Genomic DNA, 26,394 nt, shown 5'->3' with positions numbered 1-26,394 from the left:
CATCCTCGCAGTTCATCGCCGGCGGTTGACGCGGGGGGTGGGGCAGGGCGTATATTGATAGTTAGCAAACTATGAATATATTTCCGGTTACTCCATGACACTCGATTCACTGCACCTGCAAGTCAGCAGCGGCATGGTGGTTGGCGCACGCCACTGGCGGCGTATCTGCCATACAGCCCTGACCAGCTATGGTATTTCCGAAGCCTGCGCGGTGCCGCTGCTGATGATCGTGCGCCTGGGCGATGGCGTGCATCAGGTTGCGGTGGCCAACGCTGCCGGCCTGGAGAGCCCGTCACTGGTGCGCCTGCTCGATCAGCTGTGCCGAGCCGGGCTGGTCTGTCGCAGTGAAGATCCGCTCGATCGCCGGGCCAAGGCGCTGAGCCTGTCTGCCGAGGGCCGGGTACTCGCCGAGTCGATCGAAGGCGAGTTGGTGCGTCTGCGGCGTGACATCCTCAAGGGCATCAGCCAGGCTGATCTGGAGGCCTCGCTGCGAGTGATCCGGGCCTTCGAAGCCGCCGCTCAAGGGCCCATTGAGGGCCTGGCATGAACGGCTTCTTCAGCTCGATGCCGCCCGCCCGCGACTGGTTCTACGGCGTGCGCACCTTTGCCGCGTCGATGATCGCCCTGTACATCGCCCTGCTGATGCAGCTGCCGCGCCCGTACTGGGCGATGGCTACGGTGTACATCGTCTCCAGCCCTTTCGTTGGCCCCACCAGCTCCAAGGCCCTGTATCGCGCCCTCGGCACGCTGCTCGGCGCAGGCGGGGCGATCCTGCTGGTACCGCCGCTGGTCCAGTCGCCGTTGTTGCTGTCGGGGGCCATCGCCCTGTGGACAGGGACCTTGCTGTTCCTCTCGCTGAACCTGCGCACCGCCAACAACTACGTGCTGATGCTGGCGGGCTATACCTTGCCGATGATTGCTCTGGCGGTAGTCGACGACCCGCTGGCGGTGTTCGACGTCGCCTCGTCGCGGGCCCAGGAGATCTGCCTGGGCATCGTTTGCGCAGCGGTGGTGGGCGCGATCTTCTGGCCGCGGCGGCTGGCGCCGGTGGTGGTCGGTTCTACCGGCAATTGGTTCGCCGAAGCGATCCGCTACAGCGACAGCTACCTGGCCCGTGATGTCGCGGTCGACAATGTCGCCGCCCTGCGCGCCTCGATGGTTGCCACCTTCAACAGCCTCGAGCTGATGATCGGCCAGCTCGGTCACGAAGGCGCCGGCCCGCATACCTTGAAGAATGCCCGCGAACTGCGTGGCCGGATGATCCACCTGCTGCCGGTCATTGATGCCCTCGACGACGCCCTGCACGCCCTCGAAGGCCGCGCGCCAGCGCAGTTCAACCTGATTCAGCCGCTGCTGGCCGATGCTCGCGATTGGCTGCAAGGCAGCGCCGAGGATGCTTCGGTGCTGCGCTGGCGCACCCTCAGAGACAAACTCGAATCTCGGCAACCAAGCGCTGCCGCGCTCGATCAGCGGCCCGAACTGCTGCTCTCCAACGCGCTTTACCGACTGACCGAATGGGTCGACCTGTGGCAGGACTGCTGCGCCCTGCAACATGCTTTGCGCACCGATGACGCTACGCCCTGGCGGGCGGTCTACCGGCATTGGCGGCTGGGCCGCCTGACGCCGTTTTTCGACCGTGGGCTGATGCTCTACTCGGTGTTCTCTACGGTTACAGCGATCATCGTCGCCTGCGCATTGTGGATTGGCCTGGGCTGGCACGACGGCGCCAGCGCAGTGATCCTCGCCGCGGTCGCCTGCAGCTTCTTCGCCGCCATGGACGACCCCGCGCCGCAGATCTACCGGTTCTTCTTCTGGACTATGCTGTCGGTGATCTTCTCCAGCCTGTACTTGTTCCTGGTCCTGCCCAACCTGCACGACTTTCCGATGCTGGTGCTGGCCTTCGCCGTGCCGTTCATCTGCGTCGGCACCCTCACCGTGCAGCCGCGCTTCTACCTCGGCACCTTGCTGACCATCGTCAACACCGCGACCTTTGTCAGCATCCAGGGTGCCTACGATGCCGACTTCTTCACCTTCCTCAATGCCAACCTGGCAGGCCCGGTGGGCTTGCTGTTCGCGTTTATCTGGACCTTGCTGATGCGCCCGTTCGGCGTCGAGCTGGCGGCCAAACGGCTGACCCGTTTTGCCTGGCGCGACATCGTCGAAATCACCCAGCCAGCGCCGCTGGCTGAGCAGCGCAAAGTCGGTGTGCAGATGCTCGACCGCCTCATGCAACACCTGCCGCGGCTGTCGCAGACTGGCCAGGACAGCGGCGTGGCCCTGCGTGACCTGCGCGTGGGCCTGAACCTGCTGGACTTACAGGCCTACCTGCCGCGGACTGGCCTGCAAGCACGCAAGGCACTGCAAACGGTGATCGAAGAAGTCGGCGCCCACTACGCCCAGTGCCTGCGCGCCGGCGAACGCCTGCATGCGCCGCCAGCCCTGCTGCGCAACATGGAACGTGCCCGGCAAAGCCTGGCGCTGGACGATCTGCACGACCGTGGCGATGCCCGCGTGCATTTGCTGCACGCCTTGAGCGGCCTGCGCCTGGCCTTGCTGCCGGGTGTCGAGGTGATGCTTGAGCCCAGTGCCCCCGCGCAACTGCCTGATGGCATCGATGGAGCCCCGCTGTGATTGGTGAACTGGATATCAGCGGGGTGTTCCTGCCCACGCTACTGGTGATGATGATCGGCACCTACCTGCTGTTTCTTGGCGTGCACGCTGTGCTGGTGCGCCTGCATTTCTACCGCCTGGTCTGGCACCGGGCGTTGTTCAACGTTGCCCTGTATGCCGTGCTGCTTGGCGCGGTAGACCACTTTTGCCGAAGCCTGATGCTGCCATGAAAAAACCTTTGTTGACCTTGGGCCGTGTGGTCCTGACCCTGCTGGTAGTGACCTTTGCCGCCGTGCTGATCTGGCAGATGGTGGTGTACTACATGTTCGCCCCGTGGACCCGCGACGGCCACATCCGCGCCGACGTGATCCAGATCGCTCCCGATGTGTCCGGGCTGATCCAGCGCGTCGAGGTGCGCGACAACCAGGTGATCAAGCGCGGCGACGTGCTCTTCAGCATCGACCAGGACCGCTTCAGCCTGGCCCTGCGCCACGCCCAGGCGACCCTGAGCGAGCGTCAGGAAACCCTCGCCCAGGCCACCCGCGAAACCCGGCGCAATAAAAAGCTGGGCAATCTGGTCGCGGCCGAGCAACTGGAAGAAAGCCAATCGCGCGAAGCCCGCGCCCGCTCGGCGGTCAATCAGGCTCAGGTCGCGGTCGACAGCGCGCAACTCAACCTTGATCGATCGGTAGTGCGCAGCCCGGTCGACGGCTACCTCAACGACCGCGCCCCGCGTGCCCATGAGTTCGTTACCGCCGGCCGTGCAGTGCTGTCGGTGGTCGATAGCGGCTCGTACCACGTCGATGGTTATTTCGAAGAGACCAAGCTCGGCGGCATCCATATCGGCGATGCCGTCGACATCCGCGTGATGGGTGACGACACCCGCCTGCGTGGCCACGTCGAAAGCTTTGCCGCCGGCATCGAAGACCGTGACCGTAGCAGCGGCGCCAACCTGCTGCCCAACGTCAACCCGGCGTTCAGCTGGGTACGCCTGGCCCAGCGCATCCCGGTGCGGATTGCCTTCGATCAGGTGCCAGCCGACTTCCGCATGATCGCCGGGCGCACGGCCACAGTGACTATCCTCGAGGGCCAGCGCCCATGAAACGCCTGTTGCTGCTTGGCCTGAGCCTGTCACTCGGCGCCTGCCAGATGGTCGGCCCCGACTATCAGTTACCAGAGGACGCTGCGGTCCAGCGCAGCGACCTTAACGGCGCCCTGCGCCAGGACGCCGACAGCGTGGTCTCGGCACCGGTGCCGGAGGACTGGTGGCAGCTGTACCAGGACCCGCGTCTGAACCAGCTGGTACGCCAGGCCCTGGCCAGCAACAGCGAACTGCGCGTGGCGGCAGCCAACATCGCCAAGGCCCGCGCCCAGCTTGAGGTCGCTGAATCGCAGGGCGGCTTTGGGGGTTCCGGCAAGCTTGCTGCGCAACGCCTGCAGGAGTCTGGCGAAGCCTTCCTGCAACCGGAAAAAGTCCCGGTCGCAAACATCGGCGAAGCGATCATCAGCGCCTCCTACCAGTTCGACCTGTGGGGCACCTTCAAGCGCGGCACCGAAGCCGCCCAGGCCAACGCCGACGCCGTCCAGGCCGCCGCCGACACTGCCCGCATCACTTTGGTGGCCGACGTGGTCAAGGCTTACACGCAGGTGTGCTCGGCCAACGAAGAGCTGCACATCGCTCGCCAGTCGCTGGACCTGCAACAGCAAGGCGTGCAACTGACCCAGCGCCTGCGTGATGCCGGCCGTGGTGATGAAACCCAGGTCACTCGCTCGCAAACCCAGCTCAAGTCGTTGAGCGCTGAGTTACCGCGTTTTCAGGCTGAACGCGAGACCGGCCTGTACACCCTGGCGGCGCTGCTGGCGAAACCTGTCGAGCAACTGCCGGCAGGCACTGCCGATTGCGCCGAGCTGCCGCATCTGGCCCAGTTGATCCCAGTCGGTGATGGCGCTGCGCTGCTCAAGCGCCGCCCCGACGTGCGCCAGGCCGAACGCCAGTTGGCAGCCGCTACAGCGAGCATCGGTGTCGCTACGGGCGCGTTGTACCCGAATATCAGCATCGGCGCTCAGGTCGGCACCATCGGCATCCTCGACAACCTCGGCGAGCCGTCTACCAACCGCTGGGGCTTTGGCCCGCTGGTCAGCTGGACCATCCCCACCAACGGCACCCGTGCCCGCATTCGCGAGGCCGAGGCCTCGACGCAAGCAGCGCTGGCGCACTTCGACGGGGTGGTGCTCAACGCCATCCGCGAAACCCAGACCCGGCTGGCGCAGTACAGCGCACTGCTCGACCGCCGTGATGCGTTGGCCGAGGCCGAACGTTCGGCCCAGCAAGCGGCCGAGCAGACTCACCGCTACTTCCAGGCCGGGCGCGAGTCGTTCCTGGCGGACCTGCAGGCGACCCGCACCTACACCGACATGCGCGGGCAACTGGCTGCGGCCAACAGCCAGGTGGCGATGGGGCAGATCAGCGTGTTTCTGGCGTTGGGTGGTGGCTGGAAAGACCCAGCCGGCAAGTGATGCCGGCACGCTGGGCTGATCTACGAACCTGGCCGGTACTGCAACGCCTCAGCCAGATGGGCGCGGCCTATGCTGTCCAACTGCTCCAGATCAGCCAAGGTCCGCGCTACCTTGAGCAGCCGATGGGCCGCGCGCAGCGACAAGGTCAGGCGCTCGCAGGCGTTCTCCAGCCAGCTCTGGTCCTCTGCACTCAAACCGCAATAACGGCGCAGGCCATTGAGGTCGAGAAACGCATTGGCACAGCCCTGCCGGCGTTGTTGGCGCTCGCGGGCCTCGGCCACCACAGCAGCGACGCCGGCACTGGTTTCGCCGCTGGGCTGGTTGGTCAGCACCGTGCTCTCGCGGGCTACGGTCAGATGCAGGTCAATCCTATCTAGCAGCGGCCCGGACAACTTGTTGCGGTAACGCTGGATCAGCTCGGTACTGCAGCGGCAGCGGCCGGTGGGGTCGCCCAGATAGCCGCAGGGGCACGGGTTCATCGCTGCCACCAACTGAAAGCGGGCAGGGAAGCGCACTTTGTCCTTAGCCCGCGCCACCACGATCTCGCCGCTCTCCAGTGGCTCGCGCAGCACCTCCAGCACGCGCCGCTCGAACTCCGGTAGTTCATCAAGAAACAGCACACCGTGGTGGGCGAGGGTGATCTCCCCCGGCTGTGGCCGACTGCCGCCACCGACCAGGGCCGGCCCGGAGGCCGAGTGATGCGGATGTCGGAACGGCCGCTGCGGCCAACTGCTCAACGGCGTGCGCCCGCTCACCGATTGAATCGCCGCCACCTCCAGCGCCTCATGCTCATCCAGCGGCGGCAGCAAGCCAGGCAGGCGGCTCGCAAGCAAGGTCTTGCCGGTGCCTGGCGGGCCGGTGAACAGCAGATTGTAACCATATACACCAAAATTCCTGGGTGCATTCCCGCGTCCCGGCCCACTAGGCGTGACAGGTCGGTACTCTCTTCAATAAGGCGTAGGCCCAGTGCTTACCGACTTGCCTCAAGGTGGCAGAAACTTTATTTTAGAGAGAATCGCAAAAAACACTTGACAGGATGGGATTCCGTGAGACGATTCTTGTCAGTTGGGCGGTATGGCCAACTCCCCGCAATATCATCCGCCACTTCTTAAATCTCAATACACCGTTAGGCCGCCCAGGTCCTGCACGTGCTCGTATTCGTGTTTCTGTTCAGCGTGGGCGATAAGTACTTACCTAAAACAGTACGCGGTTAAACAAATCGATAGAGTTCCAGCCCGAGACCGGTAATGGGTTGCGGGCATTCTATTGCCTCAAAGAAGTATCGACGTAAAAAGAGAACACATATATGCAAAAGGGACGTCTATTGCAGCGGAAGTCTTGCGACCTCTGCAATACGACTTATTTTAGCCGCTCGTATCGTTCCCGCTGGTGCAGTCGCTCGTGCCAGTCAAGGAACTTTAGAGAAAGTGGTAAGGCAACCCAGGAACAGGCAGGGCAACTCTGTGCCACCCAGGAAGCCGTAAGTAACGCAACACCACAGGAAGCTACTCCACAATGAAAGACATCAAGCATAAACACGATGGGAACGTTATCAGACTCATCATGCACAACGAAGCGGTCTTGGCTGATCTCGTTAGGACCTATTCACAAACAACGGAACGAATTGATCGCTCCACACCCATACTAGGAAGTAACTTTGAACTACCATGCAGTAAGTAAGCAGTCCAGCATCATTCTACGCGTCATTCATTCCGCTGCTCCGCCAGCCGATACTGACGAGCTGGCATTCTATCCCGCACCCAGGAATCAAGTGAACCAATACCTGGCACGGCTTAATCATGATGCACCTGTCAGTATCTATTCCATTCTTCCCCCGCCAGTGATTCCAGATGTTCTGCCACTCACATCCAAGTTGGAAGAAGACCTTAGAGAGTATGTCGCCAATAACCATCGCTGGGAGAGCGTTGAGCGGATGGCTTACAAGTGGCGAGTGTCGGAGCAGACTATTAGTGACATGCTAGCCGATACGGATTACGAGGAAGAAACCCGCGTGAAGTAGGTACATTCTTGTCGCAATATGTGGCTGTAGCCCTTGTGCCACGCGGCCTCACTCCTTTCCACCTTTACGGAATTCTCCTTTCTAGGAACTACCAACATGCGGATTTCACTGAATGAAACTGCTAGTGCCCGCCTGCTTGCCTTCATGGCCTTGCGTGGCATTAGCAACCCAACCCACGGCCTGAACGTGCTTATCACACTAGCCAGCCTTAACAAATTGATCCCAACAAGCGTGGACAACAATGGCAGTAGCCGAGAACAGCAACAACCAACTTGAGTACCCCTGCACCCACTGCGGGACGACGTTCAAACGCAGGCCGGGTGGACGAGATACATGCACTCGTACTTGTGCCAAAGCAGCGGAGCGGAAGCAGAAGGCCCCCAAGCTCACAGCTAAGCAACGGAAAGTAGAACGGCGTAAACAGCGGTTACTTGAATGCGCCTTTGGCTACTGGCTACTTGAACAGGCCGTCCGAGCGGGCACAGTCCAGACTTACCACGGCATCAGCGCGGCTGGCCTTCATCAGCTATACGACCAACACAACTACCGCAAGATGCGGTTAGGCTGGCTGGATAGCGGACACGGTAAAGATGTATATCACCTTTGCCACGTCCAGCCTTTGAAGGGCCGTGATGGCAGCATCGGCCTGACCACCCCACAGAACCTGTTTACTGGCATCGCAGAGCTGAACCAGAAGCAGGGTAACAAACCAGTGAACACTTGGGCTGGTGCCTCGCTCCCTGTCACCGCCCTCAAGCGGAAGTGGAACATCACCAAAGAGATGACCCGCGATCAGGTGCTACAGAAGTTGGCTGACTTCATCGGCCCAGAGCTGGACACCTTTCTGGATGAGCTGGACAAGATACCCCAGCGGACATTCCGGCTTCGTCTTGCCAAGACAGTCTTCAACCAGCAGAGCAACGAACTGTGCGAACCGCTGGACCGCTCGTATACGCTAGCTGAACTTGAGTCGCTGAAGGCAGAAGAACTACAGCTGCTTAATGCCATCCAGCAGGGCACCACTGGTATCAGCAGTTATGCTGGCGCTGGCGGTAAAGCAGACTCAAAACTGGGCGTGCTTCATGACGAGCTAGTGCGGTTCTCTGCTGTATTGTCGGAAGGGTCGCATCGAGACAACTGCCTGTTCATGTTAAAGCTGGTACAGGTCATGGGCATCTACCTTGCCCAGATTGGCCGTACAGAAGGCAAGGCCCACAGCCGATTCCTTGCCCAGGACAATGCCACTTGGGCACCACTGTCGCATCTATATCAGGTCCAGCCGTGGCGTACACCAGCCCACCTGCTTGCCGACGACTTAGACGGGTTGCTCAATGGCGAATATGATGCCAAGGGCCGGGAGCTGAAACCGGGCATGGTTCCGATGGCCCAAGCTGCACTACAGGGGTTGGACATTGATCATGATTACATCAGCAACCGGTTGTTGAAGCGCCTTGTCATCAACACCTTGAACCCGGTAGTTGCCGCCCCCGAGCAGTGGAGCTGGGAAGCCAACGGGTCAGACTGGCTGGCCTACATAGACAACTTGTACGCATCGCTTGAACCAACGTGGCAAGCCCTGCTGGATGTCGGCCTTTGCACTGAGAGTCAGGTGCTTGATGCACACGATGCCGTGCTGGTGAACCTTGATAGGGCCGTCGAGCAGTCCCGAAAGCACTATCGCGAACAACGTCAGTTCACGGTTTACCGAAGGCCGTTCACCCGCTACCCGGCACACCTTGAGTTTCCGCCACTAGCCATAGAGCCGGTAGCCCGCGCCGCATAGTGCGTAACTGCGGGCGCTCAACGCGTTCGTATAAGCCTAAGTCTCAAAGGCCCCTTCAACCCCGTTCTTAGGGCCTGATCGTCTGAAGAACAAGAGGGCTAATGACGCACTCAAGCGAACCGCCCGGCTCGATACTCACATTTACCAAATCGATCCAGCCCCCATCGACAAGGTGAGCGAGTTCCTTGGTGAGCTTACGGAGGGTAACGTCGCACTCATGGGCGATAGCAGCCTGTGACACCCGCACTACTCCGCCGTCTCCCACGTTCGACCAAAGGGCAAGAAGGATGGCACCACAAGTACGGTGTGAAAGCACCAGCTTAAGGGCGCACCTCATGGCTTCAGGCGTGAAGTACACGGAGCCCTGGGATGCAGGGGGATTTGAAGCTACCTCGGTCATCGACTCGATCCTTAGGCATCCGCGAGGGCTGACCCTTCAACGAATGTCACGATTAGTGTGTGTCCGATTAGATCACATCCCCGGAGCATTGGGGAATGCCCGCGCCACCCCCGTCCCCTGCGCTTCAACACCAGTTCGGCACCCGAGTCAGGGAGCTGCGTGTGGCTATGGGCATGAGCCAAGAGGCGTTCGCGGATCGGTGTGGCTTCGCCAGGACGTACATGTCCCGCATTGAGACGGGCGGTGCCAACCCTTCAATCAACGCCGTCAAGGTCTTAGCAGATGCCTTGGGGGTGAGCATCTCAGCACTGTTTGAGGGAATGTGAGCGGAATGCTCTGGCTCGGATATCTATTGCTCGAACTAATACACAACTAGCCGCCAGCCCGTCGCCGCAGCAGCCTCCCAGCCGTTGCTCTACTACTGAGCCCCGGAAACATTGGCATTCGCAGCTGAGAGGTTAAGCAGGCAGCGCCATCGCTGCTAAAACCATACTAAAAACATGGCTATGCGGTACGAGGCGTTGCTGCGGTCCTATTACCGCCGTGAAACCTTGCACAGTTCGCAGCAGGACTGGCTGCTATCGACACTAAGTAGCCCTTCACCATGGACAGCGGCGGTCCAATTGGTGATGATCAAGGAGGGCCGGAACCGGCCAATAGCTGCCATCCTCAATCATTAGTTTTGGACCATGAGAGGCCACTGGATCGCCGTCAATGTTTGATCTTCTGCGACTGTTTGTGTAAAAACAGGCGCTCATCAACGAGCGCGGTTAGTCGGCAGGGTCTAGGGAAGAAACATGCAAGTTCGGCTCGATAAAATAGTCATCAATGACTTCAAGCGGATAGAGTCACTCGAAATCGACTTACGACCACTTACTGCTCTTGTAGGCGGTAACACGAGTGGTAAAAGCAGCGCATTGCAGGCGGCGCAACTCGGCGTATCACTCTTGCAGGCGGCCTTTCGCGGTATTCGCGCTAATGGCGCCCCTGATTTCGCTGGCACGGTCGCCAACGATGCGGTGCTGTTCCGGCCCACCGAGCGACTGCTAGATTTAAGGCGCGGGGATAGCGCGACACAGAATCTAGGCTATTCGATCACCTACTGCGGCGTAGATCTCGAGACAAATGCGGATAAGGCTGTAACGATTGAGATCCGCCGCGGAAAGAACGCGAATATTGCCATCACCCGCCGGGGGGATGACGACTTGGCTGCCGTCCTTGCTAGTAGCACCCGCCCTTTCTCAATATTTACACCTGGTTTATCTGGAATCCCGATCCGAGAAGAATGGCGATCTAAGGGGGCAATGGACGCCGCAGTCATGCATGGCGACGCCAATCTCTATCTACGCACCGTACTTGATCATCTCTTCACACGAGACCTGGATGGAATGGCGAGGACTGCCTGGTGCCAGGACCGCAACATTGCCCTATTACCGGACTGCGGTTGGAAGACCTTTTCCAAGCTTCTTGAGCGCTGCTACGCCGGTGCACGCGTCATAGTAAGTCATGATCAGCAAAGAGATCGCTACGTCAATGTCGAAATCGAAACACTTGACGCTACTGTCACCCTTGACATGGCGTCGACAGGGATGTTGCAAGTTATTCAGATCATCGCTTACGCCTGCTTCTATGCGCCGCCTCTGATCCTGCTGGACGAGCCAGACGCGCACTTGCATGCCGATAGCCAGGCGCGACTCTATGATGCGCTCAAAAGCGTCGCCACCGAGACTCAAACCCGTATTTTGTTCGCCAGCCATTCACCCCAACTGATCCAGCGCCTTATGTATGATCCAGACGCTGGTGTTGCATGGATGAGCGAAGGCGCACAGGTTCCAGTCGACGATTCTCAACGTCCCGCCATTCCCATTTTGATGACCCTCGGAGCGCTATCAGCCGGCGCCGAAGCATTCGATCCTGCAAGACCCGTTATCTTGATGACAGAGGACAAACTGTCACGACCAGTTACAGTGCTGGCGAAGGCGAACGGCGCACCTGATAACCTCGTTGTACTCTCCTACAACGGGTGCGGAAATCTTCCGGCAGCAAGGTTACTTGCAAACATGATCACTGATATGCGCCCAGACGCCCGAATCATCTTGCACCGAGATCGAGACTTCCGGACTGAACAAGAAATGCAATTCGAGTTATTAACTGCTGCTTCGGAACGCCAACGCAACGGCGTGACCCGTGTCACGGAGGTTTTCACGCCTCTGAACGACGTCGAACATTCGTTTGCTCAGGCGGCACATCTGAAAGAGGTCTTCAACGACCTTGCTCCTGAACTAATCGACGCCGCGATTACGGACGTGACCGTGTTCAAGCGTGACAATCTAGTGAATGCTGCCCGCGTCGCCCGCGGACAGATTTTCTCATCTCTTTACGATGTTCCGCGCAAGCGCGGGAAGCCAGAGTGGGCCGCATCAGGAATGCCCAACAATCCTCCGCAGGACAATGCTTTCATTCCCGCAAACGGACTGATACCAGTCTCGTTCCAGCATTCTCACGGCAAGATGCTTATGGATGGGCTTCGGCCGAAAATCCATCACCACGTTGGAGGATCTTCGCAGGCATCGGACAATAGAATATACACCGTGACGGGCCAGCTCCGAGCGCAGGGTTGGAGTGAAGCGTTTCTTCCTCAGTAATTTGAGATTCTTGTAGCTTCTCAAGAGAAAACTTTGGGTCGATTCTGCCTCCTATGCGGTTCAAGTATTTCATCCTGCTCAATGTCACCGGGACCGCGCTCCGCGGTCCTTAACCAGAACTTTAGGCCGCCTATGCTAGTCGAGATTTACTCCGAGACAATTGCGCGGGACACAGTAAAAGATAGGAAGGCTCTCCAAGCGCTCGCTAAACACGCCGAAATGGGAAGCCGAGCGCAGCTCGTATACATCTACTCCCTAACCGACTCTAGCCACGAAATCCCCTATCCCCGCAGAGGCGGTCGAGTCGTCTATATCGGCGAAACGCAACGCGAGACCGGGGCTGGAAAGCGCTTTGGGCACCATGTTTCTAGCAGCCTGACTGAGGGCTTGAGCACGCTAATCAACCACACGCTCTCCGTCTATTACCATTCGGGTGTTTCACTCCGACTCCAAGTTTTTCGGGTCACTGATGGTCGTACAACGAAAAGCGCCGAGCGAGTACTTCTGAACTGTCACTTGCTTCACTACGGTGCGTATCCGATGGGGCAGGGCACTTCAGGCGGAGACAACACACCGCGCCAGATTGCACAGCGCTATGAGCAAGACCGAGAACTATGGGATGAATGTTCGCTTCTACTAATGAATACGCCCTGACAATTCCTTGAAAAGGACATGCCTACGGCATACCGCTGTAGTCGGACGTTAGTGTCCGCAATGGGTCGATTGCTGTCGTATCGAAGCGGTAACTAAAGGTGACTACCTGCTCTTGTTACTAGGTTGGATCGGTTGGCACTCCCCGTGGGATCAACAAACGACCGTTAAACGATGCCATAGAATCCAGCTCGTTTTGGTATCAACAAAATAGGCTTTACTAGCTATTGTGATACCGATACAATGATCCCACGTTAAATGATCCCTTGGGTAATGCCGATGTCCCGTACCTTCCTTTACTGCCGCGTCAGCACGTCCAACCAGTTCACTGAGAACCAAGTACAGGACGTAAAGAACGCCGGCTTCGATGTACAGGCCAGCCGGGTAATTGAAGAGACGATATCCGGTAGCGTCCCTGCCAGTGAACGTCCCGGCTTCCAGAAGCTGCTTGAGCGGATAGAATCAGGTGATGTGCTGATCGTCACCAAGCTGGACCGCCTTGGACGCAACGCTATGGATGTACGGCAGACGGTCGAGCAACTGTCAGCCACCGACATCCGCGTTCACTGCCTCGCCCTTGGCGGCGTAGACTTGACCAGTGCAGCAGGCAAGATGACTATGCAGGTGCTAGGCGCTGTCGCAGAGTTTGAGCGGGATTTGCTGATCGAACGTACACAGTCCGGCCTGAAGCGTGCCAAAGCAAATGGCAAGAAGCTGGGTCGCCCAGAAGCCGTTGATACCACCAAGGCTGTACAGGAGGCCAAGGCCAAGAATATGACACAGGCGGAAGTGGCAGCCGAACTGGACATCGGCATCGCCACGGTCAAACGGCACTGGAACAAGGTCCTGTAAGGCCCTACTCTGCGGTATCTGCCTATAGCGAGAACACCCACATGGAAGATCGGAACGCGGCAATAGCGGACATCCTAGAGCTGCTGCATATGAATCAGACTGCTTTGAGGGCAGCCATCGAAGAAGTCAGTACATGGATCAGGCAGCGTGGGTCTGTCAATGCCCACGAAAACACAATGTCCTGCCTTCAGGCCCTTGATGCTAACGCCGGCTCCATTGCTTCAGCCATTGAGATACTTCGCACATAGCCGCCTACGGGCGGCTTTTTCGTGTCAGATATTTCAGGGTTCTGGTAGGTAGGTAGTCTGGAAATCGGCTTAGGGGTCAGGCACCGGCACCCACTGGGCTGAAAACTCAGCCCAGTGATATTTCGGCCCCAGTAAGCACAGTGATATTCGTCTGGGACAGCGTTCAGTTGAGACGTTTTGGCCGGCAGCAGCGTTAGATGGAAGGGCTGGCCATCGTGCTAGCATATCGCCTTCACTGGGTAGGGGATTGGCGATGGATGATGAAGGTGATTTCAAGAAGGCCAGAGGCTTCCTGTTCACATATTCGTGCCTTGTGATTGGCTTGTGGTACTTCAAGGCTGAACTAACCCAGTTCAACCTGATGGGCGTCACCCTTGCGTTCGCCCATCGCAAAGAAAGCATCTGGCTGGTGGTCGCTGTCGTCAACGCTTACTTCTGGTTCCGCTTCTACCAACGCTTGCCCAGCAACGCGCTCTATTTCGACGATGCGATGAACGACCTCTATGACAAAGCTTTGGTCTGGCTCGCCGTAAAATGGAATTATCGTCAGGCGAACGCTCTGGTAGAAACTAGGATCGCGGATTTTCCCAAGCGACCGGATCAGATACAGGTGGGTTGCTTCTATGCTGAGGCGATGGGAAGGCAATCCCTAGCTGAAGATCAGCGCCGTAATGGTGATGAAGCCGCAGAGCTACATCAGATAAGTCGGAAATACCGCACCCAAATGCGCCTCTTGGTTGACTTTAGATTCGCTACAGATGGTAAATGGCACCCAAGCACCGGGCAATCTAGTACTCCTTACCAACCTAACCTAGCGCTGGCTTGGGCGGCTAAGGGCTTCGCAGTTTTGAAGGGCGCTTTCATCACCCCCTGGTTCACTGACTACGTTGCACCACTGGTACTGGGCGGCTTCAGCACAGGCATCGCCTTGTGGCGTTGGTGGGAAGTGAACTTTGCTGCTTTGGGGGGCTGAGATACATGAGGTGCTTAGCTCCATGACTTCCTCAGCTTGCCGCCGAACCACTGCCAGCCGATACCATCATCTTCCAGTTCGCGGAAGGCAATGGCATTAGTGATTAAACCCTGCTCGACTTGTCTGCCATGGATATCAGCGTCTAGGGCTTGGGTGGCAACCGTCCCATCGTCATATAGAACACCGAATAGCATCTGCTGGATTTCTTCGGTCACGGCTTCGTCAGACTTGTCGAGTATCCAGCATTGGAACCGGCTCGGGTTATCGCGTTTGAACTGCACCTGAATGCCCAGCCGTTTTAGCAGGCTGTTGGCAGCCGCCCTCCCTTCGTAGGTCACAAGGTCCAGTTGTTTGAAGTAGTCTTCTTTGTTGATGACGCGGTGCGATGCGAGCTGCCCTCTTAGTTCATCTCGTGCCGCCAGTGTCTGGATGTGTTCGTTCTCCAAGTCGTGGAGGAGCTTGGCACCTTTGATGGATGGGTATGCGATTTGAGCTTCGGTAGCCTGCTCAAGCTTGCTGGCTATCGTGGCCAACTTGCCTTCTTCGACCTCTAGGTGCTTGCGAACTCCGGCACTTCGCCCATGAATCAGCGACATGCTGTCCACATTGGTTAGGGTTTCCTTGAAGACGGCTTCGGTCTGTTCGATTCGAATACTGCCGTTACGACAATTGCCCTTCTTGGCCGAGTAGCACTGAAGGTAGGTGTAGCCCTTGGGTGGTCGGCCCTTGTTAATCAAGTGCATGGCATCGCCGCAGAGTCGGCACTTAGCAATGCCCTGCCAGATGTTGAAGTGCTTCGACTGCTTGGTAGAGCCGCTGGTTTGCCGTTGTGCTCGTGCAGCCTTAGCTTGCAGGAACACATCCAAGGTGATGATTTCCGGGTAGAAGCCTGTTACAGGTTCGCCATCGTTTTCTCGTACACGGCCTACAAGGTGCGTTGGTTGGTATTCGCCCAGCAATGCTCTGTTGTGTAGGATTTTCTGCACGGAGCTAGTACCCCATAAGCCGCTCTTGTTTCTCGGCTTCTCTTGCGTTGCTCGCGTGCTGCCGAATACGGGAACGCCATCTTCGTTTAGTCGCCGTGAGATGGCAGCTTGCCCGTACCCTTGAATCGTCATGTCGAAGATTCTGCGGATCACATCAGTACGGTCCTTGACTTCGGCGTAGTCGCCGTCAACAAGTTTCAGCCAGTACGGGCAGGCAGCACCAAGTGGTATACCATTGGAGCGAGCAAGCGTACGCTTATTTTTCCAAGCGGCGGCCACCCGCTTACCCTTGGTGGCGCTCTCTTCATGTGCTCGCATCATTACCGTAATGCTAACGATTAGCTCCATGGCAATGCTGGGCGAATCTTCCGAGTAAATTCGCTTGTCAGAGAGCGTAACAATCTTGATGCCTTTGCGGAGCAGATCAGTGAACTGGCTTAATGCCGCCATCACCTTGTCACGGCTCAAGCGGTCCAGTGACTCAACTAGCAAGTAGGACCCCGGCTTGATTTCGCCGCTATCGACAAGGTCGATAAATCGTCTGAGCTGCCCTTTGTCACCGACGTGTTCTTTCGTGTACGCAGACTTGCCATGATCGAAGAACAGGTACTCTTTCTCTTTGGCCAGGTCAATGCCCTCGGCTGCACAATATTCTTCCGCTTCGACTCGCTGCCGCCTGTAACTATCGCCCTTAGCCTGGTCAGGGCTGCTGAAACGAATATAACTGTACGCTTTCGGCTTCATCGGGCTGGTCCTGATTCGTGTTGGTGTATTATCACACAACACAAGCAGATTGTGGGCACCCGCCGCCGCCAGCAGCAGCGCCCGTTTGGCCGCCACCTGGCCCTGCACTTCGCTCAAATCCGGGTAAGGCTTGCTCTGCAGCACCAACCCATTGGCCGCGTAAGGCGCCAACGGCACCTGGCCGTTGAGGTGGGCGACCAGCTCCTGTAGATGGGCAACCGCATACACCACCAATCCACTGGCCAGGCTCGCCTCCTCGGCATTGTCCCGCGGCACCACCAGTGCCCGGCCGGCATCGCGTGCCGCCAGCGCTGCAGGCAGGACGCCCTGCACCGCACGCACGGCACCGGACAAGGCCAACTCGCCCAGGCACTCGATCTCGCTTAGCTGGGCAACCGGCACCTGCGCATCGGCCGCCAGAATGCCCAGGGCAATGGCCAGGTCGTAGCGCCCGCCGTCCTTGGGCAGGTCGGCAGGGGCGAGGCTCTGGGTAATGCGCCTGGCGGGGTAGTTCAGGCCCGAGTTGACGATGGCGCTGCGCACCCGGTCCTTGCTCTCTTTGACGGTGGTTTCCGGCAGGCCGACCAGCGTCAGCGTGGGCAGGCCATTGGCGAGATGGGTCTCGACACTGACGGCAGGCGCCTCGACGCCGACCTGGGCGCGGCTGTGAACAAGGGCGAGGGACATGGACACTCCGTAGTCGCTGATGAAAGCCGCGTCCTGCGGCACGTCATCAGCGTAGCGGGGTGTTGGGTGGCTGCTTCGGGAAGAGTGCTTCGGGGTTTTGCAGGGGGCCTTTAGGAAACCGCTTGATCCGCCGCCGGTTCAGCCGCCTGCGCCGCTGGCGCCGCACTCATCCGTGCATCCAGCTCAGCAACCTGCTTCTCCAGCGCCTCGAGCCGCGCACGGGTGCGTGCAAGCACAACCATCTGGCTGTCGAATTCTTCCCGGCTGACCAGGTCGAGCTTGCTGAAGGCGCCCTGCATAAGCACCTTGAACTGGCTTTCCAGTTCAGCGCGGGGCTGGGCAGTGTCACCGTTGAACAGGCGCGAGGCCTGGTCGCTAAGGGCGTCTAGGAATGCTTTGGGCGCGAGCATGGTGGGCTGTCCGCTTGATCGAAAAAAGAGCCCAAGTGTAGCACGCCGGTATAAAGGCCCTTTGCCGCACGCTTTTCGCGCATTCAGGAGATAACCTGCGCACCAAAACCGTGCAGGTTTTCACTGATGGCGACTGGCCCAATCTGAACATTCCACGCAACTCGCTGTTTCCCGAGCATTTCCAGGTTTTGGCAAGGTTTCTGCAATGACCTTTACGAGCCATGCACTGATGCGGGTCCTTGTGACCAGGCAGTGCGCAGGCCGCGCCGCGAGGCGTTTGTTCAGCGTCACTTGCGAGATCGACGCCGAGCCATGCCAACGATGCGTTACAAAGCCGAGCACTGCGCTTAGACTTGAGACGGGTTTGTTTTCCTGGGGCAAGTCCACCAAATCGGGAGAGTTTCATGAAGCTAGTCACTGCCATCATCAAGCCGTTCAAACTGGACGACGTTCGCGAGTCGCTGTCGGAAATCGGCGTGCAGGGCATCACCGTCACTGAAGTCAAAGGCTTCGGTCGGCAGAAGGGCCACACCGAGCTGTATCGCGGTGCTGAATACGTGGTCGACTTCCTGCCCAAAGTGAAGATCGACGTCGCCATCGACGACAAGGATCTGGACCGGGTAATCGAGGCCATCACCAAGGCCGCCAACACCGGCAAGATCGGTGATGGCAAGATTTTCGTAGTCAATCTGGAGCAGGCGATCCGCATCCGTACCGGCGAAACCGATACCGACGCGATCTAAGCGACACAACAAAGCCTCACCAAACCCAACGCCCCAGGAGAAAACAACATGACTCTGCGTCAGATCGCAGGGCTAGGCGCCCTATTGTCCCTCGCAATGCCAGGCCTCGCGCTGGCCGAGGAAGCTGTCCCTACGCTGAACTCCGGCGACACCGCATGGATGCTCACTGCGACGGCGTTGGTACTGTTCATGACCATTCCAGGTCTGGCCCTGTTCTACGGCGGCATGGTCCGCTCCAAGAACGTGCTTTCGGTGATGATGCAGTGCTTCGCCATCACCGGCCTGATCAGCATCCTGTGGATGGTGTACGGCTATAGCCTGGCCTTCGATACCACCGGTATGGAAAAAGGCGTGCTCAACTTCAGCTCGTTCGTGGGCGGCTTCTCCAAAGCCTTCCTCAACGGCGTGACCCCAGCCAGCCTGACGGCGGCCTTCCCGGAAGCAGTGTTCATCACCTTCCAGATGACCTTCGCCATCATCACTCCCGCGCTGATCGTCGGTGCCTTCGCCGAGCGGATGAAGTTTTCGGCGATGCTGATCTTCATGGCAGTGTGGTTCACCCTGGTCTATGCGCCTATCGCGCACATGGTCTGGAGCGGCGACGGCGCATTGATGTGGGACTGGGGCGTACTCGACTTCGCTGGTGGCACTGTGGTGCACATCAACGCCGGTATCGCGGGCCTGGTCTGCTGCCTGGTGCTGGGCAAGCGTAAAGGCTACCCAACCACGCCAATGGCACCGCACAACCTGGGCTACACCCTGATCGGCGCAGCCATGCTGTGGATCGGCTGGTTCGGCTTCAACGCAGGCTCCGCCGCAGCTGCCAACGGCACCGCCGGCATGGCCATGCTGGTCACCCAGATCGCCACCGCCGCTGCGGCGCTGGGCTGGATGTTCGCCGAGTGGATCTTCCACGGCAAACCAAGCGCACTGGGCATCGCTTCGGGTGTAGTGGCAGGCCTGGTGGCAATTACCCCGGCAGCCGGCACCGTGGGCCCGATGGGCGCTCTGGTGATCGGCCTGGCCTCGGGTGTGATCTGCTACTTCTGCGCCACCAGCCTCAAGCGCAAGCTGGGCTATGACGACTCGCTGGATGCATTCGGTGTACACGGTATCGGCGGCATCGTCGGCGCCTTGCTCACCGGTATCTTCGCGGCACCGGCTCTGGGCGGCTTCGGCGCGGTGGACGACATCGGCGCGCAGTTCTGGATTCAGGCCAAGGGCGTGATCTTCACCGTGGTCTACACCGCTATCGTCACCTACATCATCCTAAAGGTGCTGGATATGGTGATGGGCCTGCGGGTCACCGAAGAAGAAGAGTCGGTCGGCCTCGACCTGGCGCAACACAACGAGCGTGGTTACAACCTGTAATCACGACGAAAAAAATTGCCCGGTTCGCCGGGCATTTTTTTGTCTGAATTTCGCAGTTTCGTGCAGAGCAAACGGTTTATCCGTTACGTTCGCGACGGATGCCAAAAACTTACAACCTGCAGTGCGTTTATGGAGCTTTGCTTTTTCTGCGAGCACGCTAGAATGCGCGCCGGAGAGTGCTGAAGAGTTAATCTCGCGCTTCTTCCAGCCTTTGCTAGGCTTGCCAATATCGTATGGCCAGCACCGGCTCAGGGATTTCGTCAGGCTCTGCCAGCAGCAGGGCCTGCAGGGTAGCGCTGCTCATCCAGCAGCGCATGCTCAAGGGCAGTGGCCAAACCCACGGCCAGTTGAATTTTCACTGGTGGCTGCCGGTCTACGGCAACACTGGTCTATAACCAACCTGCTTTTCGCAAGCCATGAGGTAGAACATGAGCGACGACGATCTGGAAACTGACGACCTCGAAGTAGGCGACGAAGACGAGGCTGATGAAGGTCTTGAGGCTGCTGCCGATGACGGCGTCGAAGACGCTGGCGACGACACCCCGGTACCTGCTGCCAAAGGCAAGTCCAAGGCTGCCGTGACGGTAGACGACATGCCGAGCATGGAGGCCAAGCAGAAAGAGCGCGACGCCCTGGCCCGTGCCATGGAAGAGTTCTTGAATCGCGGTGGCAAGGTGCAGGAAGTGGAGGCCAATGTGGTGGCCGATCCGCCCAAGAAGCCCGACAACAAGTACGGCAGCCGCCCTATCTGAGTGGTTGTCTGCAAGAAAGCCCGCCGTCGCTGCGGGCTTTTTTGTGGCTGCTGTTCAGCGCCAGCGGGCGAGTACTTCAGGCAGCTGCGACAGCCGCTGAATCTGCGCATCAGGCGCTTTATCGCCGGTCCAGGCCTTACCCTGCGGGTTGAACCATACCGCGCGCAGGCCGGCCCGCTGGGCCCCGGCGATATCGTCGCCAGGGTGATCGCCAACGTGCACTGCGGCTTCAGCCGGCGCATCACCGCGCTTCAAGGCCTCAAGAAACGGCGCCGGGTCCGGCTTGCCGATGCCAAGGTCCTCGGCGCACAGGGCAAACTTGAAGTAATCGGCCAGGCCAATGCGGGCGACGTCGGCGTTGCCATTGGTGACCACACCCAGGGTGTAGCGCTGGCGCAGGATCTCCAGCACCGGCTGCACTTCAGGGAACACCTCGACCTGATTACGCGCGTGTAAAAACACCTCGAAGCCTTCGTTGGCCAATTGCTGCGCTTGCTGGTCGCTGTAGCCGACGTCACGCAGGGCGTGGTTGAGTACGCGCCGACGCAGGGCGCTGATGCGGTGCTTCAGGCCGGGCTCGGCTTGCACCAGGCGTTCACGGATGGCGTACAGGTGCTCGACTGCCACGCCGCCCAGGCGCGGGGCGTTGGCTTCGAGCCAGTCGCGCAGCACGGTCTCGGCGCTGAGGATCACTGGCGCGGTGTCCCACAAGGTATCGTCGAGGTCGAAGGTGATCAGCTGGATGCTCATGAGTCGTTGCCCTTGCTGCGTTTGGCCCGGGGATGGGCGCTGTCGTAGACCGCTGCCAGGTGCTGGAAGTCCAGGTGGGTATAGATCTGCGTGGTGCTGATGTCGGCATGGCCGAGCATCTCCTGCACCGCCCGCAGGTCCTGGGACGATTCCAGCATATGGCTGGCGAAGGAATGGCGAAGCATGTGCGGGTGCAGGTGCTGGCCCAGCTCGCGCTCGCCGGCCGCCTTGACCCGTAACTGAATGGCCCGCGGGCCGAGTCGCCGGCCCTGGCGGCTGACAAACACCGCGTTGTCCTGCGGCGCGCTGATGCCGCGTAGCTTGAGCCACTCCTGCAGCGCCTCGCGGGCCTTGCGGCCGACCGGCAGCACGCGGGTCTTGCTGCCCTTGCCCTGCACCTGCACCAGGCCGTCGGCGAGGTCGAGGTGCTCGAGATCGAGGTTGGTCAGCTCGGACAAGCGCAAACCAGAGGAATAGAACAGCTCGAGAATGGCCTGGTCGCGGCGGGCAATGAAGTCGTCGTCGACGCCACCGTCCAACAGTTGCAAAGCGCGGTCGGCATCCAACGCCTTGGGCAGGCGGCGCTCGCCCTTGGGCGGCGCCAGGCCATTGGCCGGGTCGTGCTCGCAGAGGCCTTCGCGGTTCAGGTAGCGGTACAGCCCGCGCACCGCCGAGAGCAGCCGGGCGATGCTGCGCGAGGACTGCCCGTGATGATGCTGGCGGGCAACCAACTGGCGCAGTTGCTGGATGTGCAGTGCGCCCCAGTTGGTAATGCCTTGGGCACCGCAGTATTCGAGGACTTTCTCCAGGTCGCGACGGTACGCTTGCTGGGTGTGCGGCGATACCTGGCGCTCATTGCGCAGATGCGCGCAATAAGCCTCCAGCTGGCGCTCCATCAGCGCACCGGTCGCAGGGTCTGGGTGAGCCGTGGAACCACCCGGCCAAGCACTTCAGCGATGTAGCTGAGGAACAATGTACCGACGCTGCTCTTGTAGTGCTGCGGGTCGTGGCTGCCGATCGCCAGCACGCCATGCAGGCCCTGATATTCCAGGGTGGCCACCGCGCTGGAGCCGACGTCCTTGCGTTGCTCTTCGCCAAACAGGAACGCCAGCTCGTGCTCACGCAGGTTGCCGCTGACCGTCTTGCCGCTGCCCAGCAGGGCGCCGATGGCTTGTTGCGCCTCGGCATTGCTGACCCAGCGGCCGACCGGTGTGGCGTTTTCACCAAACAGGATCAGGCTGACGAAGGGCACTTTGAATTCCTGGCGCAGGCTGTCTTCGACGGCCATCACCACTTCTTCCAGGCTGCTGGCATCGAGCAGGTCGAGGATCAGCCGGCGGGTCTTGTCGAACAGCCGGTCGTTGTCGCGGGCGACGTCCATCAGTTGCGACAAGCGATGGCGCATCTCGATGTTGCGGTCGCGCAACAGCTTCAGCTGGCGCTCCACCAGCGACACGCTGTCGCCGCGCTGGTGCGGGATCTGCTGTTCGAGCAGCAGTTCGTCGTGCTCGGCAAAAAACGCCGGGTGCGCACGCAGGTAGGCAACCACCGCCTCGGCATCGAGGTCGGTGGCCTGTTCGGGTAAAACCTGTGGCTGATCGGTCATGGCGCTTACTCGGTTAGAGGCGAACCTGTCCTTCATAGACGCGCACGGCAGGGCCGGTCATCAATACCGGTTGGCCGGGGCCTGCCCACTCGATGCTCAGGCGCCCGCCTGGCAGGTCGATGGACACGGGCGAATCCATCCAGCCCTGGCTGATAGCGGCCACGGCAGCGGCGCAGGCGCCGGTACCGCAGGCTTGGGTTTCACCGGCGCCACGTTCCCATACTCGCAGGTTGGCGCGGTGGCGGTCGACAATCTGGATAAAGCCGGCGTTGACCCGCTGCGGGAAGCGCGGGTGGTGTTCGATCTTCGGCCCCAGCTCGTGCACCGGTGCGGTCAGGACATCGTCGACGCGCAGCACGGAGTGAGGGTTGCCCATCGAAACGGCGGCAATCGAGTAGTTCTGGCCGTCGACTTCCAGCGCGTAGCTCAGCGCCTGCTCGGCAGCCTGGAACGGGATCTGCTCCGGGTCCAGCCGCGGCGGGCCCATGTCGACGCAGATCTGGCCGTCGTTGCGCACGTCCAGCTCGATGATGCCGCCTTTGGTTTCGACGCGGATGAGCTTTTTCGCGGTCAGGCGCTTGTCCAGCACGAAGCGCGCAAAGCAGCGCGCACCGTTGCCGCACTGCTCGACCTCGGAGCCATCGGCATTGAAGATCCGGTAGCGGAAGTCCACGTCCGGATTGTTCGGTGCTTCGACGATCAGCAACTGGTCGAAACCGATCCCGGTGTGCCGATCACCCCATTGCTTGGCGTGCTTGGGCTGGATGTGCGCGTGCTGGCTGACCAGGTCGAGGACCATGAAGTCGTTGCCCAGGCCGTGCATTTTGGTAAAACGCAGCAGCATGGGTTCACTCCGGCAGCAGGCTTTCGCCGGCGAACAGTTCGGCGACGGTCTCGCGACGGCGCACTTCGAAGGCCTGGTCAGCGTCGACCAGCACCTCGGCGCAACGACCGCGGGTGTTGTAGTTCGAGCTCATGACAAAACCATAGGCGCCCGCCGACTCGACGGCCAGCAGATCGCCCTCGGCCAGGTTCAGCGTGCGGTCCTTGGCGAGGAAGTCGCCGGTCTCGCAGATCGGCCCGACGATATCGTAGGCACGACCATCACCGGCACGCGGCTGCACGGCACTGACACCCATCCAGGCCTGGTACAGGGCCGGGCGGATCAGGTCGTTCATGGCTGCATCGACCACAGCGAAGTCTTTGTGCTCGGTGTGCTTGAGGTACTCGACGCGGGTCAGCAGGACGCCGGCGTTGGCCACGATGTAGCGGCCGGGCTCGAACACCAGGGCCAGGTCGCGATCGCCAACGCGCTCGCGGATGGCCTTGACGTATTCACCGGCCGATGGCGGCTGTTCGTCGCAGTAACGCACACCGATACCGCCGCCCAGGTCCAGGTGGCGCAACAGGATCCCACACTCGCCGAGGCGGTCGACCAGTACCAGCAGGCGGTCGAGGGCATCGAGGAACGGCTCCAGCGTGGTCAGCTGCGAGCCGATATGGCAGTCGACGCCGACCACTTCCAGGTTCGGCAACTGTGCGGCGCGCACATAGACTTCTTCGGCATCGGCAATGGCGATACCAAACTTGTTTTCCTTGAGGCCGGTGGAGATGTACGGGTGGGTGCCAGCATCGACATCCGGGTTGACCCGCAGCGACACCGGCGCCACTTTGCCCATCTCGGCAGCCACGACCTGCAGGCGCTCGAGCTCATCGGTGGACTCGACGTTGAAGCAGTGCACGCCCACTTCCAGCGCACGGCGCATGTCTTCGCGGGTCTTGCCGACGCCGGAGAAGACCACGCGGTCGGCGCGCCCGCCAGCGGCCAGCACGCGCTCCAGCTCGCCGCCGGAGACGATGTCGAAACCTGCGCCCAGACGGGCCAGCACATTCAGCACACCAATGTTGGAGTTGGCCTTGACCGCAAAGCACACCAGGTGCTCGACGCCTTGCAGGGCATCGGCATAGCTGCGGTACTGCGCCTCGATGTGGGCACGCGAGTAGACGTAGGTCGGGGTGCCGAACTGTTCAGCAATGGCCGACAGGGCCACGCCTTCCGCGAACAGCTGGCCGTCGCGGTAGTTGAAAGCGTCCATTGGATTTCCTTACTGCGCTGGCGGCTGCTCTGGGTCTTGCTCTTGCTGCGGCGCTGGCTGCGGCGAGGGCTGAGCGTGCTGGTGCTGGTGCGACTTGTTGGCCTTGCCGTCCTTGCCGTCCTTGCCGTCTTCAGGCAGGAACAGGGGGCCTTTCTGACCGCAGGCCGAAACGAGGCAGGCAACCGCGACCAGCGCCGCGAGGGAGGAAATCAGGCGCTTCATTGGTGAAATCCTTGAAATAAGCAGTATTGCGCCCGAGTATACCCAGCGCCTGCCTGATTGCCTATGCAAGGGCCGGTCCGCCTGGCGGTAAGCAACGCTGGCGGGGCCGCTGCTGCGTTATCCTTGCAACATTGGCAGATGGTCTGAGGCTTTGCATTCTTGCGCCAGCGTCCGTATCTTCCCCGGCTTGCCTGTATGCAGCCAATTTCGAGGTTCTTGCAATGAGTTTGAGCGAAGCGCGTTTTCACGACCTGGTCGATGCCACCCAACAGGCGCTGGAAGACCTGTTCGATGAAGCCGATCTTGATCTGGACATGGAAAACTCCGCCGGCGTACTCACCATCAAGTTCGAAAACGGCAGCCAGCTGATCTTCAGCCGGCAGGAGCCGCTGCGCCAGTTGTGGCTGGCAGACAAGTCTGGCGGTTTCCACTTCGACTATGACGAAGAAAGCGGTAAATGGACCTGCGAAAAGACTGAGGAGCTGCTCGGCGAGATGCTTGAGCGCATCGTCTGGGGGCACGTTGGCGAGAAGCTGGACTTCGACGAGATCTGACATGAGCGAGCAGCCGCGGCCGCCCAAGCCGCTTTACAGTAACGTCAGCCCAGCGGTGAAATCGCCCTGCATCAATGTTTGCCGACTGGACGCCGAACGGGTCTGCACCGGTTGCCAGCGCCATGTCGAGCACATCCGCGAGTGGCGCTCTGCCGACGACGAACGCCGCCGGCAGATCTGCCGGGAAGCCGAGGCCCTGCGCGCCCGGGCTTGAGTATTCGCCCGGCTGTGATACTGTCGGACTCTGCGTCGGCGCTGCCGAATGCCTGCACAAACCCCGCCCTTGGGCGGGGTTTTGCTTTATTCGTGCGCCGCAAATTGTCTGTTGAACATGGAGTCTGACTGGAACATGAGCCGCAAACCTTCCCTCATCCTCACCCGCCTGGACGTGCAACGTCTCGAGCGCCTGATCGATAGCCTCGATGAGAACGCGCCGGGTGTCGCCGCCTTGCAGGACGAGCTAGACCGCGCCGAGAAGGTAGTCGGTCACGAGGAGGTCCCGGCCGGTGTGGTGACCATGAATTCGCGGGTGCACTGCCGCGAAGAGGCCAGCGGCAAGGACTACCACCTGACTCTGGTCTATCCGAAAGACGTCAGCGGTGAAGGCAAGGTCTCGATCCTGGCGCCGATTGGCTGCGCTTTGCTCGGCCTGTCGGTAGGTGACCAGATCGACTGGCCGGCGCCGGGTGGCAAGACCCTCAAGCTGACCTTGCTGGCGGTCGAGTATCAGCCAGAAGCTGCAGGCGACTTCGACCTCTGAGGTGTCACGCAGGC

24 protein-coding genes and 3 pseudogenes are annotated in these 26,394 nt (G+C 60.1%); 17 read left to right on the top strand and 10 right to left on the bottom strand.

What is annotated here, in order from left to right; genetic code table 11:
- Positions 1–94 precede the first annotated feature (94 nt).
- From K3F44_RS19050 to K3F44_RS19030, 5 genes are read left to right on the top strand one after another with little or no spacing between them, the layout of a single operon-like run.
- Positions 95–547: a MarR family winged helix-turn-helix transcriptional regulator gene (locus K3F44_RS19050; RefSeq protein WP_101322652.1), complete on the top strand. Its 453-nt coding sequence runs from the start codon at positions 95–97 to the stop codon at positions 545–547.
- Entirely contained in the window at positions 544–2,631 is a 2,088-nt protein-coding gene (locus K3F44_RS19045; RefSeq protein WP_220632798.1) for an FUSC family protein, read from the top strand. The genes K3F44_RS19050 and K3F44_RS19045 overlap by 4 nt, the downstream gene beginning before the upstream one ends.
- Entirely contained in the window at positions 2,628–2,840 is a 213-nt protein-coding gene (locus tag K3F44_RS19040; protein WP_101322650.1) for a DUF1656 domain-containing protein, read from the top strand. The genes K3F44_RS19045 and K3F44_RS19040 overlap by 4 nt, the downstream gene beginning before the upstream one ends.
- Positions 2,837–3,712 carry an HlyD family secretion protein gene (locus tag K3F44_RS19035; RefSeq protein ID WP_150571428.1) on the top strand — a complete coding sequence of 292 codons (876 nt, stop codon included), beginning with the start codon at positions 2,837–2,839 and terminating at the stop codon, positions 3,710–3,712. Before K3F44_RS19040 ends, K3F44_RS19035 begins: the two co-directional genes overlap by 4 nt.
- Positions 3,709–5,127: an efflux transporter outer membrane subunit gene (locus K3F44_RS19030; RefSeq protein WP_220632797.1), complete on the top strand. Its 1,419-nt coding sequence runs from the start codon at positions 3,709–3,711 to the stop codon at positions 5,125–5,127. The genes K3F44_RS19035 and K3F44_RS19030 overlap by 4 nt, the downstream gene beginning before the upstream one ends.
- Before the next feature lie 20 nt (positions 5,128–5,147).
- Here the strand turns inward: K3F44_RS19030 and K3F44_RS19025 are convergent.
- Positions 5,148–6,002, bottom strand: a pseudogene (locus K3F44_RS19025) (YifB family Mg chelatase-like AAA ATPase); the annotation flags it as partial.
- A gap of 782 nt (positions 6,003–6,784) precedes the next feature.
- Between K3F44_RS19025 and K3F44_RS19020 the strand changes: the two are divergent.
- From K3F44_RS19020 to K3F44_RS18995, 6 genes are all read left to right on the top strand, one after another.
- Entirely contained in the window at positions 6,785–7,147 is a 363-nt protein-coding gene (locus tag K3F44_RS19020) for a hypothetical protein (RefSeq protein WP_220632796.1), read from the top strand.
- Positions 7,148–7,388: 241 nt separating this feature from the next.
- The gene (locus tag K3F44_RS19015; protein WP_220632795.1) at positions 7,389–8,930 is read left to right on the top strand and encodes a hypothetical protein; all 1,542 of its coding nucleotides are present in this window, start codon (positions 7,389–7,391) and stop codon (positions 8,928–8,930) included.
- Between the two features lie 495 nt (positions 8,931–9,425).
- The gene (locus tag K3F44_RS19010) at positions 9,426–9,656 is read left to right on the top strand and encodes a helix-turn-helix domain-containing protein (protein ID WP_220632794.1); all 231 of its coding nucleotides are present in this window, start codon (positions 9,426–9,428) and stop codon (positions 9,654–9,656) included.
- Between the two features lie 471 nt (positions 9,657–10,127).
- Positions 10,128–11,975 carry an AAA family ATPase gene (locus K3F44_RS19005; RefSeq protein WP_220632793.1) on the top strand — a complete coding sequence of 616 codons (1,848 nt, stop codon included), beginning with the start codon at positions 10,128–10,130 and terminating at the stop codon, positions 11,973–11,975.
- A gap of 930 nt (positions 11,976–12,905) precedes the next feature.
- Positions 12,906–13,478, top strand: a complete 573-nt coding sequence (locus tag K3F44_RS19000; protein WP_220632792.1) for a recombinase family protein — start codon at positions 12,906–12,908, stop codon at positions 13,476–13,478.
- Positions 13,479–13,979: 501 nt separating this feature from the next.
- Positions 13,980–14,699 carry a hypothetical protein gene (locus K3F44_RS18995; RefSeq protein ID WP_220632791.1) on the top strand — a complete coding sequence of 240 codons (720 nt, stop codon included), beginning with the start codon at positions 13,980–13,982 and terminating at the stop codon, positions 14,697–14,699.
- A gap of 14 nt (positions 14,700–14,713) precedes the next feature.
- Here the strand turns inward: K3F44_RS18995 and K3F44_RS18990 are convergent.
- The 3 genes and pseudogenes from K3F44_RS18990 to K3F44_RS18985 form a co-directional block, all read right to left on the bottom strand.
- Positions 14,714–16,405, bottom strand: a pseudogene (locus K3F44_RS18990) (recombinase family protein); the annotation flags it as partial.
- Positions 16,406–16,468: 63 nt separating this feature from the next.
- A pseudogene (locus K3F44_RS24890) lies at positions 16,469–17,116 on the bottom strand (magnesium chelatase domain-containing protein); the annotation flags it as partial.
- A 110-nt stretch (positions 17,117–17,226) separates the two neighbouring features.
- Positions 17,227–17,526, bottom strand: a complete 300-nt coding sequence (locus tag K3F44_RS18985) for an accessory factor UbiK family protein (protein WP_150571425.1) — start codon at positions 17,524–17,526, stop codon at positions 17,227–17,229.
- A 404-nt stretch (positions 17,527–17,930) separates the two neighbouring features.
- On the opposite strand from K3F44_RS18985, the gene glnK reads away from it, so the two are divergent.
- The 3 genes from glnK (at position 17,931) to sutA (ending at position 20,392) form a co-directional block, all read left to right on the top strand.
- Positions 17,931–18,269 (top strand): P-II family nitrogen regulator, encoded by a 339-nt coding sequence (gene glnK / locus K3F44_RS18980; RefSeq protein ID WP_002555808.1) that lies wholly within the window; start codon positions 17,931–17,933, stop codon positions 18,267–18,269.
- A 48-nt stretch (positions 18,270–18,317) separates the two neighbouring features.
- Entirely contained in the window at positions 18,318–19,640 is a 1,323-nt protein-coding gene (locus K3F44_RS18975) for an ammonium transporter (protein WP_101322645.1), read from the top strand.
- A 428-nt stretch (positions 19,641–20,068) separates the two neighbouring features.
- Positions 20,069–20,392 carry a transcriptional regulator SutA gene (gene sutA / locus K3F44_RS18970; protein ID WP_101322644.1) on the top strand — a complete coding sequence of 108 codons (324 nt, stop codon included), beginning with the start codon at positions 20,069–20,071 and terminating at the stop codon, positions 20,390–20,392.
- Between the two features lie 54 nt (positions 20,393–20,446).
- On the opposite strand, the gene K3F44_RS18965 is transcribed toward sutA, so the two are convergent.
- From K3F44_RS18965 to lptM, 6 genes are read right to left on the bottom strand one after another with little or no spacing between them, the layout of a single operon-like run.
- Positions 20,447–21,142: an HAD family hydrolase gene (locus K3F44_RS18965; RefSeq protein WP_150571423.1), complete on the bottom strand. Its 696-nt coding sequence runs from the start codon at positions 21,140–21,142 to the stop codon at positions 20,447–20,449.
- Positions 21,139–22,038, bottom strand: a complete 900-nt coding sequence (gene xerC / locus K3F44_RS18960) for a tyrosine recombinase XerC (RefSeq protein WP_101322642.1) — start codon at positions 22,036–22,038, stop codon at positions 21,139–21,141. Before xerC ends, K3F44_RS18965 begins: the two co-directional genes overlap by 4 nt.
- The gene (locus tag K3F44_RS18955; RefSeq protein ID WP_101322641.1) at positions 22,038–22,748 is read right to left on the bottom strand and encodes a DUF484 family protein; all 711 of its coding nucleotides are present in this window, start codon (positions 22,746–22,748) and stop codon (positions 22,038–22,040) included. Before K3F44_RS18955 ends, xerC begins: the two co-directional genes overlap by 1 nt.
- A 13-nt stretch (positions 22,749–22,761) precedes the next feature.
- On the bottom strand, positions 22,762–23,592 hold the full coding sequence (dapF, locus tag K3F44_RS18950; RefSeq protein ID WP_101322640.1) for a diaminopimelate epimerase: 831 nt from the start codon (positions 23,590–23,592) through the stop codon (positions 22,762–22,764).
- 4 nt (positions 23,593–23,596) lie between these two features.
- Complete coding sequence (gene lysA / locus K3F44_RS18945) at positions 23,597–24,844, bottom strand: diaminopimelate decarboxylase (protein WP_150571421.1); 1,248 nt, start codon at positions 24,842–24,844, stop codon at positions 23,597–23,599.
- Positions 24,845–24,853: 9 nt separating this feature from the next.
- Positions 24,854–25,066, bottom strand: a complete 213-nt coding sequence (lptM, locus tag K3F44_RS18940; RefSeq protein ID WP_220632789.1) for an LPS translocon maturation chaperone LptM — start codon at positions 25,064–25,066, stop codon at positions 24,854–24,856.
- A gap of 221 nt (positions 25,067–25,287) precedes the next feature.
- On the opposite strand from lptM, the gene cyaY reads away from it, so the two are divergent.
- The 3 genes from cyaY to rnk all read left to right on the top strand — a co-directional run bounded on the left by cyaY (position 25,288) and on the right by rnk (position 26,380).
- Positions 25,288–25,620 carry an iron donor protein CyaY gene (gene cyaY, locus K3F44_RS18935; RefSeq protein WP_101322637.1) on the top strand — a complete coding sequence of 111 codons (333 nt, stop codon included), beginning with the start codon at positions 25,288–25,290 and terminating at the stop codon, positions 25,618–25,620.
- A gap of 1 nt (position 25,621) precedes the next feature.
- Complete coding sequence (locus tag K3F44_RS18930) at positions 25,622–25,834, top strand: DUF1289 domain-containing protein (RefSeq protein ID WP_101322636.1); 213 nt, start codon at positions 25,622–25,624, stop codon at positions 25,832–25,834.
- Positions 25,835–25,969: 135 nt separating this feature from the next.
- Positions 25,970–26,380, top strand: a complete 411-nt coding sequence (gene rnk / locus K3F44_RS18925; RefSeq protein WP_101322635.1) for a nucleoside diphosphate kinase regulator — start codon at positions 25,970–25,972, stop codon at positions 26,378–26,380.
- Positions 26,381–26,394: the final 14 nt, after the last annotated feature.

The organism is Pseudomonas sp. S07E 245, from assembly GCF_019599025.1.
GTDB classification, from domain to species: domain Bacteria; phylum Pseudomonadota; class Gammaproteobacteria; order Pseudomonadales; family Pseudomonadaceae; genus Aquipseudomonas; species Aquipseudomonas shirazensis.
The sequence above is the reverse complement of the archived record's forward strand: the minus strand, read 5'-3'. Positions and strand labels throughout refer to the sequence as shown.